We start from the raw sequence: 14,587 nt of genomic DNA, 5'->3' as shown, positions 1-14,587 counted from the left end.
TAAAAATCAAGCCGTTAACTTGACATTCTTCATATCGAGTTCAGTATTTTTTAAAAATGATTGTTGCGTCACAAAACAAAAACCCTCTCGACTGTCTTTAGAAAAGCCTGCAACAGTATGTGTTGTGGGATCATTTGCCTTCAGAGTATTCACCAATGTTAAATGCAGTTTGGGCAATCCAATACTCAGCATGCACTGATCATCTTTTAAAGGCTTTAATGAAACAAATTGAGACATTTTTACTTTATTACCCAAAGGATCAAACCAACCTGCAACAGCTGCGCTGGTTGCATCCTTTTCTTTAAGATTTGCAAAATAAAATCCATTCTCATCATTTAAACGACAAAAAGTGGTATTAATCTCATGAGCATCTTTTTGATCGTTGTTTAACACTAATTTACCAAACCAGGCTTTGTTCCCGGTAACAAATTGTTCTTTATCATCAATCCGTAAATGTCCATTAAGCTGGCTTGTCTGTAATACGGAAAATTGTACACCAGGACGCAAGACTAAGGTTTCATTGTTCTTATTTTCTTGCTTTAACATGTCCACCTTGAAATTAAAACCTTTTTTGTCTGCTGCTTTAACACCAAAAATCCAGCTGTCATTAATTGGATTGAAACGAATAAACGAATTACCGACATGCCAATCAAGCGTTGTCGATTGTTCTTTTTTTTCTTTGCCTTCGTAAAAAAATACCAATTGGTTTGTTTGTCCATCAATTAACGCAGCTTTAGTATGGAAATCTGAGCCTTGACGCTGCATTTCAAAAAAATAGCCGTATTTATCCCCGCTCTCATTTTTCACCATACCCGAAAAAGTCCAACTTCCAATGGTTGGTTCGACGGATTGTACCGGTTGCGGCATGGGCTCCACTTCAGATGCAAACACCCCTGTACATATGTGGAATATTATTAAAAATAAAAAACAGCGAATCCAAGCAAACATAATCAGCAATAACCCTTTAACTGTTGATGTAACCACAATGCGTCCCAAAATGCATCATCCAATACAGCGTCCACAGGTAAATAATGCATGGTGTCCGAACTGAATGCTCGGCATTTCACTGCATCTTTTTCCGTCATAATAATAGGTGATTTGGAATAATTCAAATCATCTGGCTTAAACTGATAATGATCAGGATAAGAACAACTGTCGAATTCTATCCCTAATTGCAATAAAGTGGAATAAAAACGTTGAGGATTACCAATTGCAGCAATCGCTTCCCATTTTCCATATGTATGTACATCAATGTCCTCATCCGTACTTAATTTTTTAATTTTTCCGGGTTTTAATTTCATGGGATATGCATTGTTCCATTGACCTTCATTTACCACAATAAAATCAACTTGTTCCAGGCGCAGAGCAGATTCTCTTAGGGGGCCTGCCGGTAAACACAAACCATTCCCTAATCCCCGAGTCCCATCAATAACAGCAATTTCAATAGCTCTTCCCATACGGTAATGCTGTAATCCATCATCGCTGATAATGATTTGGCTTTGATGTTTTTCTAAAAGATAGCGTACAGCCTGGGTTCGTTTGGGAGAAATTACTACCGGACATTTGGTTTTTTGTGCTAACAGCAAGGGCTCATCTCCAACTTTTAGAGCGGAATCATTGACTTGAACCTCATAGGGGAATTGCTTTATTGTTGCTCCATAACCACGACTCACAATGCCAACCCTTAATCCTTTTTGTTGTATTCTCTTGGCCAATTCAATAACCAAAGGGGTTTTACCCACCCCCCCAACTGTTATATTACCAACAACAATGAGAGGAACTGGGCAACTTATTTGACTAAAACGTTGCAAAAAATAGCGTCTAGCCGAAACAATCACGGAATAACCCCAAGATAATGGACGCAATATCCATTGTAGAGGGTGATGATGGCCATACCATAGCTGTTCCAGGAACGAAGACATCAGGCTAGTGCATCCTCATGAATTGTATCTGAGTTTTGTATGCCTTGAAGCTGGGCGTAATATCCTTGTGCATCAAGTAATTCTTGGTGGGTGCCTTGCTCTACAATGCATCCGTTCTGCATCACAATAATTTTATCTGCATGCTTAATCGTTGATAAACGGTGTGCAATGACTATAGTCGTTCGATTTTTCATTACTTCTTCTAAAGCAATTTGTATGAATCGTTCTGATTCACTATCCAAGGCAGATGTTGCTTCATCGAGAATTAAAATGGGTGCATTCTTCAAAATGGCACGCGCAATTGCTATTCTTTGCCGCTGACCGCCAGAAAGCAACACCCCATTTTCGCCAACACGTGTATCATACCCTTCGGGTAAACGACTAATAAATTCATCGGCAAACGCCATTTTAGCGGCGCGTATAATTTGTTGTCGGCTTACATCTGGGCGACCATACGCTATATTATTAGCCAAAGTATCATTAAAAAGCGTCACATTTTGGCTTACCAAAGCCATTTGCTCACGTAAACTGGCTAAACTTATTTGATTGATGGGTATATTATCCAGAGTAATCATACCTTGAGTTACTTCATAAAAACGAGGTAATAAACTGGCTATAGTCGTTTTACCGCTTCCAGAATGTCCTACCAATGCAACTGTTTTACCCGATTCAACAGTAAAATTTACATCATGTAATACCTTTTCCCCTTGTCTGTAAGCATAAGATACATGCTTAAACTCTAGAGAGCCCTTTGATCTTTGCGATAGAACAATTCCTTGGTCTTGTTCTACAGGGAGATCCAACAGATGAAAGACACTTTCTGCTCCAGCCAACCCTTTTTGAATTACCGCATTTAAAGTAGTGAGGGTTTTCATCGGTTTAATTAACTGAATCATTGCCGCGATAATTGCTAAAAAAGATCCTGCAGAAATAATCACTACCGTAGACAATTTAATGGCTGCCGCAATGATTGCTGCAATCCCTATACCGATAACAATTTGCACTCCAGAGACATTAAGTGCCTTACTTGCTGCAACTTTCATGTCGTTCTGACGTGAATACTCTATGGCTTTAGTAAATTTTTCAGATTCATAAGAAGCACCTCCAAAAATGCGCACTACTTTATAACTTTCTATTGCTTCACTCGCAATCTCAGTCACCTCGACCATTGTTTTTTGTACTTTATGACTGATTCGTCGCACACGTTTATTGGTGTAGTTCACAATAAGACCAACAAAGGGAATGGTTAACAGAAACATAAGGGATAATTGCCAGCAAATCACCATCATGACAGTGAGAAAGCCTATAATTAAACACGTATTTTGAACAATATCTGTCAAAGCCTCTGCACTAACCTGAGCTACTTGTTCTACATCATAAAGAATTTTAGAAAGCATTTGTCCTGAAGTTGCTTCATCGTAAAAATCCGCAGGTAAGCGAAGAATATGGTTAAAAACTTTTTCCCTTAATACTTTAACCACAGCGCGCGCAACCCAGGTCATACAATAACTGCCCACGGAGCTCACCAGCCCCCTCAAAGTAATCCCTATTAGAATGATATAAGGAATTTTTTTAATAAAATCCATATCAACATTAATAAAACTTTTATCAAAAAAAGGCCGCATCATGTAGGTAAAACCTGCATCAATCAGGGAATACAAAATATTGGCAAAAATACCTAATGCCAGTATGGCCCAAAATGGCTTCACATAAGCTAACAAACGTTTGTATAAAATGCTGGTTTTAACAGAAAGTTTCTTTTTCATGACAAGTGGTTCAATCGAAACATGGGTTATTGTAACTGTTATTACATTGAAGTGCTAATATTCCTTAAAGCGCCTAGGCGCCTGGGTACAGCGCAATGGAACCAGGGATGAATATTCGTTCACATTTAAAAACCGCTGCCGCTAACTATTGGCAAATAAACATCATTCCAAGGTCATTTTGATTCGTGTATAGGCACAATGAAATCCTATTTTTTGCACATTACAATCGGAAACGCTCCCAGGCTCTGTTGTAACCGTTGCCCAAGACAACCCATGCTGTTTTGCTGTATTCAATCGGGTTACTAATAATTTTTTTTGTAACCCCTTCCCTCGGTAAGCAGGTAAAGTACTGGTAACCCCTAAATCACAAAAGTCGCCATGCATGGCAAGTGTTGCCCCAGCTACAATGAACTCATTATCATAAACAGCATAGGCACTGACTCCCTTAGATTGGGCATAACGAACAAATTGATCTTCAGCTTCAGGAGCATCAAAGCCTAGCGCTACTCTTTTCGCCCACTCTCTTGTTTCGCTGGATTTTATTTTTCTAATTGTTAAAGAACCTGCAGCCCAATCAAGTGGTTGATATGTTTTTAAATCCAGGATTGAGACATTATTTAATTCACTGATGCAATAACCCCGCTGACTTAAAAATGCGGTGAGTTCATTTCCGACAAAAGGACATAATTCAATATCTACTCGTTTATGATTTAATGTCTTATAAAATTGTTCTATGCATTCAATTTCAGACTGAAAATGCTTAAATTTCGTATTAAATCCCCATCCTACTACCTGTGACAAGTATGAATCAAATCCTGAAAAACACGCAGCTCCTCCATTAATTTCCAAGATCTTTCCTTGAGAATACTGCTGTGTTACTTCGATATGAGTTTGCTTGATGCAAGACTCCATTTGTGCTGTCAGATCTTTAGTAATACATTTCATCTTAAATATTATTCCATCGAATCCAGAGAAAATCTCACGAATTTTGCCTTACGTACCGCGCTTTATGCGCGGTATCCAGAGAATCTTACTTTAAAAAAGAACTCAGGAATACTTCAACGCATCGTCCTGGATACCACGCATAAAGCGCCGTATATAGAAGAGATGAACACAGAATTCTTTTATCTATTTATCTACTATTTTATTTTAATCCTTTTGCTAACTCATATACCAACCCAGGTCCCTGGTAAATCAAACCCGTATATACCTGGATTAATGAAGCACCTGCATCCAACTTTGCCTGCGCGCTCCTGCAATTATCGATACCCCCGACGCCAATTAAAGTTACGTCGTTACCTACATAGTGTTTTAGCAAGCGCAAGCACTGAGTAGATAGCTCCCATACCGGTTTACCGCTTAGCCCCCCGGTTTCTTCAGCATAAGGTAAATGAGACACTCCGTTGCGAGAGCAGGTTGTATTCGTCGCAATAATTCCTTCAATACCATAATTCAAAATCACTTCAGTCATTTGTTTTAATGTTTCTGGCGCTTCATCTGGTGATATTTTAATCACCAAGGGAACATGGCGCTGGAATGTATCAGATAATTTAATTTGTTCCGCCTGAATTTGCGACAATAAATTGGCAAAATACTCTTTCTGCTGTAATTGGCGAAGATCGGGAGTATTCGGTGAGGAAATATTGATGGTTACATATGAAGCATATTCATACACTTTTCTCAAACAATGAATGTAATCCTCCGCAGCATGCTCTAACGAAGTCTCTTTATTTTTACCGATATTGATGCCCAGAATTCCTTTATAATGTGCTTTTTTTACATGGTTCACCAAAGCATCTACACCCTGGTTATTAAACCCCATGCGATTAATAATTGCATCAGCTCCCGGTAACCGAAATAATCGTGGTTTTGGGTTACCGATTTGTGGTCTTGGTGTGACTGTTCCCAATTCGATAAAAGAAAAACCTAATTTGGCTAATGCATCCAAATGCTCTCCGTTTTTATCCAAACCTGCTGCCAAACCAACAACATGAGGAAATTGTAATCCTAAGGCTGCCGTAGGTTTAGGCTTAGCCTTTTTAAAACAAAACTCAGGTACATAATGCAAAGCAGATAAACTAAAAGTATGTGCACTTTCAGGATCCATACTAAAAAGTAAAGGACGTAACATTGAATACATAAAAAACCTTGATTTTCCTGGGTTATACTACGTGTCATCTCTCTTACCCACGTCCCGCGACTTGCCCATGCGGAACGTAGGGTTAAAATCGTGTACTTCTTAACTTAATGGCAAAGGCACAGCGCTTTTCCCTAACTTACTTTAATTTAGATATCACATTTCTGCGCCCAAACACGCAGCATTGCGTTTTCAGACTTATGCAAATGATAATCTACTTCTCTAATTTCTACTCCGTATCCTTCTTTTTGTAATTCAAGCAATACGGGACCTAAGAACTCAGAGGTCTTACCTTCCACGTCATTTAAGGGAAAAATTCTTACTTCTTTGGCTACTCTTGCTAATTCACGAATTACATTTACATGGAATTCGACTGTTTGATCTTCCAAATCAGCAAACAAGTAATTCGCGCTTAATGCAAAATCAAAAGAGAAATCCGGATAAGGTAAATGGTAATCTGCTGCACCATAATATCGTCCTTCAGCCTTACCCTGCTCATAATCGGCAAAGAATTTTTTCATGCCATTACGACGGTTTTCCAGTAATTGCTCTATACCTCCAGTGCGGCTGAAATCAAATTGATCTTGTTCTCGACGTACTTCATCTGCCATTTGTGCAAAAATCATAACCGCCTTGGAGGATAATGTATCTTTATCCAAAACAAACAAAGGATCACAACTTACGGCTTGATGCGCTTCCTGAAACTGTTGGGCGTTTACTGCACTGGGACCACATCCATATTCTAAAATCTTGGAATTCATATCCTCTTGAGACAAATCAAACATCTCACGATACTCATCAACACTATGTCCCCAGAGTACTAATTTACGCATGAATGACTCTCCTAAATAGATAACCTGAAACGCTGAAATTTTGACTTAACTACTCGCTGGTAGTTTTCCTTGGCTTAAGATTAGGCGATTTTTTAAATCAGGTAAAGGAGCATTTTTAAAAACATTCATGCAGTTTTGAACAAAATGAACGCATTCGGACATGCTGTAGATATCGATTTATTTAAATTTTGGTGAAACTTCAGTCTAAGAAATGCAACCATAATGCAATAAATAATTTTAATCTTGACAGTTTCCTCTCCCATTGAGAATAATGGCAATAATCAATAAGATAAATACCTTTAAATCTCTTTGAGATAGGATAATAGGAACGTTTTACAAGGTAGTAAAATGAAAATTCTAGTTACTGGTGGCGCGGGCTTTATTGGTTCTGCAGTGGTTCGATATCTTATTGAAAATACTACGGATACAGTAATCAATGTTGATAAACTGACTTATGCTGGAAATTTAGATTCGCTTAATCGCATCATCAACAACCCACGTCATATTTTTCAACAAGTAGATATTCGCTCCCACGATCAAATAAATCATCTATTTTCTAAATTTCAGCCAGATGCAATCATGCATTTAGCAGCAGAAAGTCATGTCGATCGCTCTATTGACGGGCCAGCTGAGTTCATACAAACAAATATTATTGGGACTTATAGTTTGCTTGAAGCCGCACGCGTTTATTGGCAATCATTGCCTGCAATACAACGCCAATCATTTCGTTTTCATCATATCTCTACAGATGAAGTATTTGGTGATCTTGAAAATAAAAATGAATTCTTTACGGAGACAACTTCTTATGCGCCAAGCTCTCCATACTCAGCAAGTAAGGCAAGTTCAGATCATTTAGTTAGAGCATGGCATCGAACTTATGGATTACCAACAATAATAACGAATTGTTCTAATAATTATGGTCCTTATCAATATCCTGAAAAATTAATTCCGGTTATAATTCTGAATGCCCTTGCTGGAAAAAATTTACCCGTGTATGGCAATGGAACGCAAATTCGAGATTGGTTGTATGTCAATGATCATGTTCATGCTCTTTACATGGTTTTAAAAAATGGGGTAATAGGTTCTACCTATAATATTGGCGGGAATAATGAGAAACAAAATATTGAAGTAGTTCATACAGTATGTGATCTATTAGAAGAATTAGTCCCCCAAAAACCAGCACATATTTCTTTCTACAAAGACTTAATTACGTACGTTAAAGACCGCTCAGGCCATGATCTACGTTATGCTATTGATGCAACAAAAATTCAACGGGAATTAGGATGGAAGCCCAGAGAAACCTTTGAAACAGGAATACGGAAAACAGTGGAATGGTATTTAAATAATCAAAGTTGGTGCCAAAATATTCTAAACAAACTTCTACAACAGAAACAATTACGAGTTACTGAAAAGGAATTATCAACATGAAAGGAATCGTGCTCGCAGGAGGCTCAGGTACACGTCTTTACCCTATAACGCAGGGCATCTCAAAACAATTACTTCCTATTTATGATAAGCCCATGATTTATTATCCCTTATCAGTTCTCATGTTAGCGGGTATTCGTGAAATTCTTGTGATTACTACCCCCGAAGATCGCCCAGCATATCAACGAATCTTAGGAAATGGGGAACAATTTGGCATAAAAATACAGTATGCATTACAACCCAGTCCAGATGGCTTAGTACAAGCCTTTATTATTGGTGAAGAGTTTATAGGTCAAGATAATGTGTGTTTGGTATTAGGTGACAATATATTTTATGGGCTTGGATTTACAAAAAAATTACAAGAAATTTCCGCACGTCAAACAGGAGCCACTATTTTTGCTTATCCAGTAAAAGACCCCGAACACTTTGGCGTTGTCTCTTTTGACGAGCACATGAAAGCAATATTAATTGAAGAAAAGCCAACAAATCCTAAATCAAACTATGCTATAACCGGACTTTATTTTTATGATAATCAAGTGATAAACCTTGCCAAACAAGTACGCCCATCCTATCGGGGTGAACTGGAAATATCGTGTATTAATCAGTTCTACCTTGAATGCGGAAATCTTCACGTCGAGCTACTTGGACGTGGATTTGCCTGGTTAGATACGGGTACTCCTGAAAGTCTTTTAGCCGCAAGTTCCTTTGTACAAACTATTGAACATCGTCAAGGATTGAAAATCGCTTGTTTAGAAGAAATCGCTTACAAAAACAATTGGATAAGCGCAGAAATGCTTAAAGAAATTGGTCTTAAACTAAGTAAAAATAGTTATGGAACTTATTTACTTCAGTTAATTGAACAAAAATGATAAAAGACAAACTTGGCGTGGAGTAGTAAGTATAATGGGGCCAAGCGATTCGTTATGAGATATTTTGCTCCATGAGATGCTCCACTACTCCTGGTAAATAATCCTTCCAACTTTGGCATTGAATATTTAATATTTGCTCGATTTTTGTTGTATTTAAAACTGAATTTTTTGGCCTTACCGCTTTAGTCACATATTCTTCCGATTTTATGGGCCTTAAATGAGTGAGCGTCAAACTCATTCCTTTTTTCTTGGCAAGATCAATAAAAAAACGTGAGAATTCATACCAATTAGTTATACCCGTCCCCGCATAATGGTAAATCCCCCAATCGTTAAAAGATGGCGTACTTATTTTCGCTACAATCGCCAGTACTACCCTGGCAATATCTTGCGCTGCAGTTGGCCTACCCCATTGGTCTGCAACGACGCTCAGTTCCTCTCTCGATGAAGCCAGTTTTAAAATTGTTTTTACAAAATTTGTTCCATACACGCCAAAGACCCAACTCACACGTAATATGATATGCTCCTTGAGTTGTGAGATAATTGCTTGTTCGCCTGCTAATTTGGATTGAGCATAAACACCCTGAGGATGAGTAATATCTGTCTCGCGGTAAGCACCTTTCCTGGTACCATCAAAAACATAATCCGTGGACAAATGAATTAAGCTTATTTTTTTCGGGGCACAATATAGAGCTAACTGCCGCACAAACTCTGCATTAATCATATGAGCCAACATCACTTCATCTTCAGCTTTGTCTACAGCCGTATATGCAGATGCATTAATAATCAATTCAGGTTGAATCAAAGAAAGAGTTGAGATCACTTCACTGACCTGAACACAGTCAAATTCTTTTCGCGTCAAAGGAACAATTTGATGTTCTGTTGACATAAACAGCCGAATAATTTCTGAACCAACCTGACCATTAGCCCCTATAACTAATATTTTCATAGAAATCTCGGCAGAAATTGGCGATCGATTAAGTTCAAAGGGCTTGCTTGAATATCTTTTGCCGAAAGCTGCACATCATCAGATAGAGGCCAATTGATACCCAATTCTGGATCGCGATAATTAATCGACAATTCACTTTCTGGATGATAAAAGTCTGTGCATTTATAAAAAAAATCGGCAGTAGGGCTTAAAACATAAAACCCATGGGCAAAGCCTTTGGGGATCCAAAGTTGGCGCTTATTCTCTCCAGAAAGAATGACACCTACCCACAATCCAAAAGTTGGTGAGCCTAACCGGATATCAACAGCCACATCAAAGACTTCTCCAGCCAAAACAGAAACCAATTTTCCCTGAGCATGCTGATATTGGTAATGTAAGCCTCGCAAAACTCCTTTACGCGACCTCGATAAATTATCCTGAACAAAAGTATCGTGTATGCCCAGTAATGCCGCATATCGAGCAGCTTGAAATGATTCGAAAAAAAAACCACGCTCATCACCATGAACTCGAGGTTCTATAATTTTCACTTCAGATATTTTCGTATCTAATATATTCATTAACTATCGCCATGTTTCTGTATTGAAAAATTTACACTCATTGATTTTACTTTATGTTTGAGAGAAAAGGCTTATGGCGATCTTTGTGGGAAACCATCACTTCCTGCATTAAATTGAGCCATCAACCGTCCTGTTTTTTCCCAAAGTTTGATGATGTCTTCTTGGTACCATCCAGGAAAGATATTTTCGTTATTTTTTGCAAATTTATATAAGGTATCAAGCAGATAACACAGAACACCGGGAGTCATTTCGAATCCAGAATGTTGCATTGAGATCCGTCGGAGTTCTTCTATGCGTTTAAACGAACCTATAGAGGTTTTAGTCGCAGCATATTCTCGGCTTGCAGACAAAACAGCATCGACAGGATGAGGATCACCCAATGCTGACAGCCGCATCCACAAATCAGAATCCATTCCATACTCTAATTCCACATTAAGATACCCTATTTGTTCTAAACAATGGCGATTCATAAATGTTGAAGGTTGCAAGATATAGTTCAAACCCATAACTAATGCATCACGGTCGAAAGTCAAGCTGTTCTTGGGGAAAAAATGGGCCAATACTTCGCCTGTTGCCGAAACACGAAATCCATCTCCGAAGAAAAAGGGAGAGTGTGGATTTATTTGGTACGCATTGACCACTTGTTCAAACGCGCCTGGAAGGTAGTAATCATCGGAATTAAGCCAAGCAACCACCTCTCCAGATGCTTTCATGAACCCTTTATTTATTGCATCGCTTTGGCCTTTATCTGGCTCACTTACCCAATAAGTAAGATAAGGCTCAAATTCATGGATAATTGATAAGGAATCGTCATGAGATCCACCATCAATAATAATATACTCCAAGTTTGGATAATTTTGAGAGAGTACGGATTCAATACACTGCCGAAGAAAAGAGCCTTGGTTAAATGAGGGAGTCACAATAGAAACCTTTGGCAGATTATTTTCTTGCCTCATTTTAATTCCTTAAAAAATTTAATTATCCGCACGTGATTTAGATTCTTTTAATTTTAATTGTTTTTGTAAGGCCAATGCTCTTCAACTCTTCGTCGACTTATACTGGGGTAACTTTTAAATTAGAAATAGTATAAGCAGCACGCCTTGAATCGGTTTTGCTTAAAGGCTTAGCTGCTCCATTAGTCACAATGGTAAGTTTAGTCAACGATGCAGGGGAAATATCAAGTACTTTATCATAAACGGATCGTTCTCCGTTTTTTGCATTAAGCACAATTTTATAGGGGTCATTCTTGTCCCACAAATAAATGGTTAATTGCTGATCTCCATGTATCCCATATTCAAAAAATAACCTTATTTTTTTCATTTCTGAAGATGCATCGGAGGGTTCCAATTGGAAAACAATCTTATCTTTAACCCAATACCACCAATTATCACCACTCTTCTCTTCGGGATATGAATTGCTTACATTAATAATTTTTATCTCGGCTCGAGATAAATTGTGCAAACGCGCATCTTCTGAAGATACATTCATCGTTTTATCATTAGGGATCTTTTGCATACCCTGTACTGAATCAGCCTCAGTCTTCTGTGCAATTCCCGGGTATTTCAGAGCAGATAAACTTATCACGCCCACGATTATGCCTAAAAAAAATCCTCCAAAAAAATCCTTCTTTTTCATAATTAATCCTTATAATTCCTATATTTAATAAAGCATTTTCGTTTGCTCAAGATAGCACACTCATAATAAAGAGAACAATATTTAAAAGCAGTTTATCTCTTATAGCTGCTCACCAAACTCAAGTTACCCAGGTATCTCGTTCGGAAAAAAAATTCGTATCATGAAGTAAGAATGCGAGCTCTCTACCTGCAGCATCGATAAAAGACTCAGTGAATTGTATATAAATTCGTTTGTTATTTACTAACTCATTGGGAATAGATACTTGTTGGTACTGATGGGCAGTAAATTGAAACTGACCTACTCTTTTTTTACCTGCCATAATAAGCATGGTTGAGTCCATTGGCGTAACTCCACCTATGTAGAGAGTTTCTCCAACGGCTCTCTTGCCCGAGTTACATGAAAATTCTTTTGAGAGCCAATTATCCGAAAAAAAACCACGAATGTTAGATTTTGAAATAGTTTTATTGATAAAACGAATTTTTTTGAGAGAAGTTTTTCCAAATTCTTTAATTCTTTTAGTCAGATTTGAAAGGCTCTGAGTCCGACGTGACCAATGGTAATGTAGCTTGCTGATAGGATGATGTATCCCTTTAATGGATAATAAGCCAACTATCTTACTGATTGCATTTTTTTTCTCATAAATCAAGTGGTGCCAGTATCCCTGGTAATAATTGAGATGTGTATGACCAATATGATGTTTGCATATGCTAAATATTTCTTGATAGATCTTGATACGCCCCGAAAGAGTCTTAGTTTCTGGATATAAGCGTGAACAGGAAAGTTTTTCGTGCAAAAACTGGATATCCATGTTGGCTTTTGCAATACGTAACCAGAAGTCATAATCCATAACAAAATGGAGTTGTTCATCAAAAAATCCAATTTCTTCGACTACACGACGTCGCCAAAAAGCAGAAGGCTGACATATCATGCAGTCTTGGGACAATCTATTAAATGAATATTCATCCGTCTTATAAGTACCAATGATATTATCATGTTCATCAATATAATCTGCCTGACCATAAACCATATCACAGTGCGGATGATTCAGAAAAAAATCAACAACTTTCCGAATAGCGCCGGGAGTTAACACATCATCAGAGTTCAAATAAGCAAGAATTTCTCCCTTTGCCTGCTTCATACCTTTATTAATGGCATGAGTTTGTCCATTATCTGGCTCTGAACTCCAAAAAAACCGATCAGTATAAGAACGAAGAATATCTACGGAATTATCAGTAGAGCCTCCATCAATTACAATATATTCAATATGAGGATAGTCTTGGGTAAGTACACTATCTATGGTGCGCTTGAGAAATCTTCCTTGATTAAAAGAGGGAGTGATAATAGATACTAAGGGTAAGTTTTTTGATGTCGATTCTTCATAGACCTTTTGTCTGGTCTTTTCTGCAACTCGAGCACAAGCCGCAAATAAATTATGTGCTGATCGCTCCCAAGAATATGCATTTAATCGTGCTTTACCACGTTGAACTAGTGTTTCACGCAACTCATTATTTTGCAGAATCTCTTTCATAGCATAAGCCATTGCTGAGATATCTAAAGGAGAGCACGTAATCACAGCATCCCCCCCTACTTCAGGAAGACTGGTAGTATTACTGCATAAAACGGGGGTACCTGTATTAAAAGCTTCTAATAAAGGTATCCCAAAGCCTTCGTAGAGTGTGAAAAAAACCAATGCTTGGGCGCGTTCCATAAGTATTCGAAAAAATTCAGGCCGAATAAAGCCCAGATGTAAAACAGGCAAGTCCTTGTTGTTTTTATGAAGCTTTTTCCACCCATCTCTATTACCAGTTAAAACAAGAGTCACATTTAAATCACGATTATTTTTTAAAAGGAAACGAAAAGCTTGCAGCAATCGAATATGATTTTTATGCTTCCAGATATTTGCAGGAAAGAAGAAAAATGGCGTTTTAGGAATCAAAGCCTTTTCTTTATCAGTCAAACAATCTTCGGTTGTTGTTAGACTATGGACTTTTTGTAAAGAGGGTTCCATAAGAAAAATATCGTTGCATTTTGTTTGGGGAAAATCATAAAGGGATTTTTTTGCAAATTCTGATATAGTGCCGATAGCTCCTGCCTGAGTCAGTGCTTTTGAAAAGGATGATCTTCTAGATTGAAGTACTTTTTTAGAGAAAAACTCAGGATAAACTTCGTGTTGTATATCAGGGATTAAAAAAATTTGCTTGTTTAATGGAAACTGTAATGTATCTTCCATAGGATAAGTACGAAAAAGAACATCAAGGTTATTTTCAGCCGCAATTCTATCCAAATCAGAGAAAAAAGTAGTACTCGATAAAGTAAAAAAACGAATGTTTTCTGAGTGAGACTCCAGCATGGCTCTATTAAAAGGAGTACAAAATACTAAAAATTGATGCTCTGGATAGAGGATAAACATCGATTCACAAATCCCTTTCACTAGCTGAGAAATGCCTCCAGAAGCACCAATCACTAATTGGCGAAGTTCAATTCCTATAATCATATC

13 protein-coding genes are annotated in these 14,587 nt (G+C 37.8%); 2 read left to right on the top strand and 11 right to left on the bottom strand.

The window, feature by feature from the left end:
* Nucleotides 1-6: 6 nt before the first annotated feature.
* The 6 genes from LXO92_RS09090 to LXO92_RS09065 form a co-directional block, all read right to left on the bottom strand.
* Nucleotides 7-948, bottom strand: a complete 942-nt coding sequence (locus LXO92_RS09090) for a hypothetical protein (RefSeq protein ID WP_232890918.1) — start codon at nucleotides 946-948, stop codon at nucleotides 7-9.
* A gap of 2 nt (nucleotides 949-950) precedes the next feature.
* On the bottom strand, nucleotides 951-1,922 hold the full coding sequence (gene lpxK, locus LXO92_RS09085) for a tetraacyldisaccharide 4'-kinase (RefSeq protein ID WP_182352365.1): 972 nt from the start codon (nucleotides 1,920-1,922) through the stop codon (nucleotides 951-953).
* Nucleotides 1,922-3,688 (bottom strand): lipid A export permease/ATP-binding protein MsbA, encoded by a 1,767-nt coding sequence (gene msbA, locus LXO92_RS09080; RefSeq protein ID WP_182352364.1) that lies wholly within the window; start codon nucleotides 3,686-3,688, stop codon nucleotides 1,922-1,924. Before msbA ends, lpxK begins: the two co-directional genes overlap by 1 nt.
* A 162-nt stretch (nucleotides 3,689-3,850) precedes the next feature.
* Entirely contained in the window at nucleotides 3,851-4,633 is a 783-nt protein-coding gene (locus tag LXO92_RS09075) for a GNAT family N-acetyltransferase (RefSeq protein WP_232890834.1), read from the bottom strand.
* Nucleotides 4,634-4,832: 199 nt separating this feature from the next.
* Nucleotides 4,833-5,828 carry a quinone-dependent dihydroorotate dehydrogenase gene (locus tag LXO92_RS09070; RefSeq protein ID WP_182352362.1) on the bottom strand — a complete coding sequence of 332 codons (996 nt, stop codon included), beginning with the start codon at nucleotides 5,826-5,828 and terminating at the stop codon, nucleotides 4,833-4,835.
* Between the two features lie 146 nt (nucleotides 5,829-5,974).
* Nucleotides 5,975-6,658, bottom strand: coding sequence for a hypothetical protein (locus tag LXO92_RS09065; protein ID WP_182352361.1), 684 nt, complete (start codon nucleotides 6,656-6,658; stop codon nucleotides 5,975-5,977).
* A 348-nt stretch (nucleotides 6,659-7,006) separates the two neighbouring features.
* On the opposite strand from LXO92_RS09065, the gene rfbB reads away from it, so the two are divergent.
* Together rfbB and rfbA are read left to right on the top strand one after the other, a co-directional pair.
* Entirely contained in the window at nucleotides 7,007-8,086 is a 1,080-nt protein-coding gene (gene rfbB, locus LXO92_RS09060; protein ID WP_232890833.1) for a dTDP-glucose 4,6-dehydratase, read from the top strand.
* A complete protein-coding gene (rfbA, locus tag LXO92_RS09055; RefSeq protein WP_182352359.1) occupies nucleotides 8,083-8,952 on the top strand; it encodes a glucose-1-phosphate thymidylyltransferase RfbA in 870 nt (289 codons plus the stop codon). Before rfbB ends, rfbA begins: the two co-directional genes overlap by 4 nt.
* A gap of 52 nt (nucleotides 8,953-9,004) precedes the next feature.
* On the opposite strand, the gene rfbD is transcribed toward rfbA, so the two are convergent.
* The 5 genes from rfbD to LXO92_RS09030 form a co-directional block, all read right to left on the bottom strand.
* Entirely contained in the window at nucleotides 9,005-9,898 is an 894-nt protein-coding gene (gene rfbD, locus LXO92_RS09050; RefSeq protein ID WP_232890832.1) for a dTDP-4-dehydrorhamnose reductase, read from the bottom strand.
* A complete protein-coding gene (gene rfbC, locus LXO92_RS09045) occupies nucleotides 9,895-10,455 on the bottom strand; it encodes a dTDP-4-dehydrorhamnose 3,5-epimerase (RefSeq protein ID WP_232890831.1) in 561 nt (186 codons plus the stop codon). The genes rfbD and rfbC overlap by 4 nt, the downstream gene beginning before the upstream one ends.
* A 71-nt stretch (nucleotides 10,456-10,526) precedes the next feature.
* The gene (locus tag LXO92_RS09040) at nucleotides 10,527-11,411 is read right to left on the bottom strand and encodes a glycosyltransferase family 2 protein (RefSeq protein WP_232890830.1); all 885 of its coding nucleotides are present in this window, start codon (nucleotides 11,409-11,411) and stop codon (nucleotides 10,527-10,529) included.
* A gap of 97 nt (nucleotides 11,412-11,508) precedes the next feature.
* Nucleotides 11,509-12,090, bottom strand: a complete 582-nt coding sequence (locus tag LXO92_RS09035; RefSeq protein ID WP_232890829.1) for a hypothetical protein — start codon at nucleotides 12,088-12,090, stop codon at nucleotides 11,509-11,511.
* Nucleotides 12,091-12,208: 118 nt separating this feature from the next.
* Nucleotides 12,209-14,584, bottom strand: coding sequence for a glycosyltransferase (locus tag LXO92_RS09030; RefSeq protein WP_232890828.1), 2,376 nt, complete (start codon nucleotides 14,582-14,584; stop codon nucleotides 12,209-12,211).
* Nucleotides 14,585-14,587: the final 3 nt, after the last annotated feature.

It is taken from the genome of Legionella resiliens, assembly GCF_021344005.1.
Taxonomy (GTDB): Bacteria; Pseudomonadota; Gammaproteobacteria; order Legionellales; family Legionellaceae; genus Legionella; species Legionella resiliens.
Note: the sequence above shows the minus strand (reverse complement) of the source record. Positions and strands in the feature narration are given on the sequence as shown.

What these genes read in the sequence shown, in the direction of transcription:
- LXO92_RS09030 (WP_232890828.1), bottom strand. Translation starts at nt 14,584, where the DNA reads ATGATTATAGGAATTGAACTTCGCCAATTAGTGATTGGTGCTTCTGGA.
- rfbC (WP_232890831.1), bottom strand. Translation starts at nt 10,455, where the DNA reads ATGAATATATTAGATACGAAAATATCTGAAGTGAAAATTATAGAACCT.
- lpxK (WP_182352365.1), bottom strand. Translation starts at nt 1,922, where the DNA reads ATGTCTTCGTTCCTGGAACAGCTATGGTATGGCCATCATCACCCTCTA.
- rfbA (WP_182352359.1), top strand. Translation starts at nt 8,083, where the DNA reads ATGAAAGGAATCGTGCTCGCAGGAGGCTCAGGTACACGTCTTTACCCT.
- rfbB (WP_232890833.1), top strand. Translation starts at nt 7,007, where the DNA reads ATGAAAATTCTAGTTACTGGTGGCGCGGGCTTTATTGGTTCTGCAGTG.
- LXO92_RS09090 (WP_232890918.1), bottom strand. Translation starts at nt 948, where the DNA reads ATGTTTGCTTGGATTCGCTGTTTTTTATTTTTAATAATATTCCACATA.
- LXO92_RS09075 (WP_232890834.1), bottom strand. Translation starts at nt 4,633, where the DNA reads ATGAAATGTATTACTAAAGATCTGACAGCACAAATGGAGTCTTGCATC.
- msbA (WP_182352364.1), bottom strand. Translation starts at nt 3,688, where the DNA reads ATGAAAAAGAAACTTTCTGTTAAAACCAGCATTTTATACAAACGTTTG.
- rfbD (WP_232890832.1), bottom strand. Translation starts at nt 9,898, where the DNA reads ATGAAAATATTAGTTATAGGGGCTAATGGTCAGGTTGGTTCAGAAATT.
- LXO92_RS09070 (WP_182352362.1), bottom strand. Translation starts at nt 5,828, where the DNA reads ATGTATTCAATGTTACGTCCTTTACTTTTTAGTATGGATCCTGAAAGT.
- LXO92_RS09065 (WP_182352361.1), bottom strand. Translation starts at nt 6,658, where the DNA reads ATGCGTAAATTAGTACTCTGGGGACATAGTGTTGATGAGTATCGTGAG.
- LXO92_RS09040 (WP_232890830.1), bottom strand. Translation starts at nt 11,411, where the DNA reads ATGAGGCAAGAAAATAATCTGCCAAAGGTTTCTATTGTGACTCCCTCA.
- LXO92_RS09035 (WP_232890829.1), bottom strand. Translation starts at nt 12,090, where the DNA reads ATGAAAAAGAAGGATTTTTTTGGAGGATTTTTTTTAGGCATAATCGTG.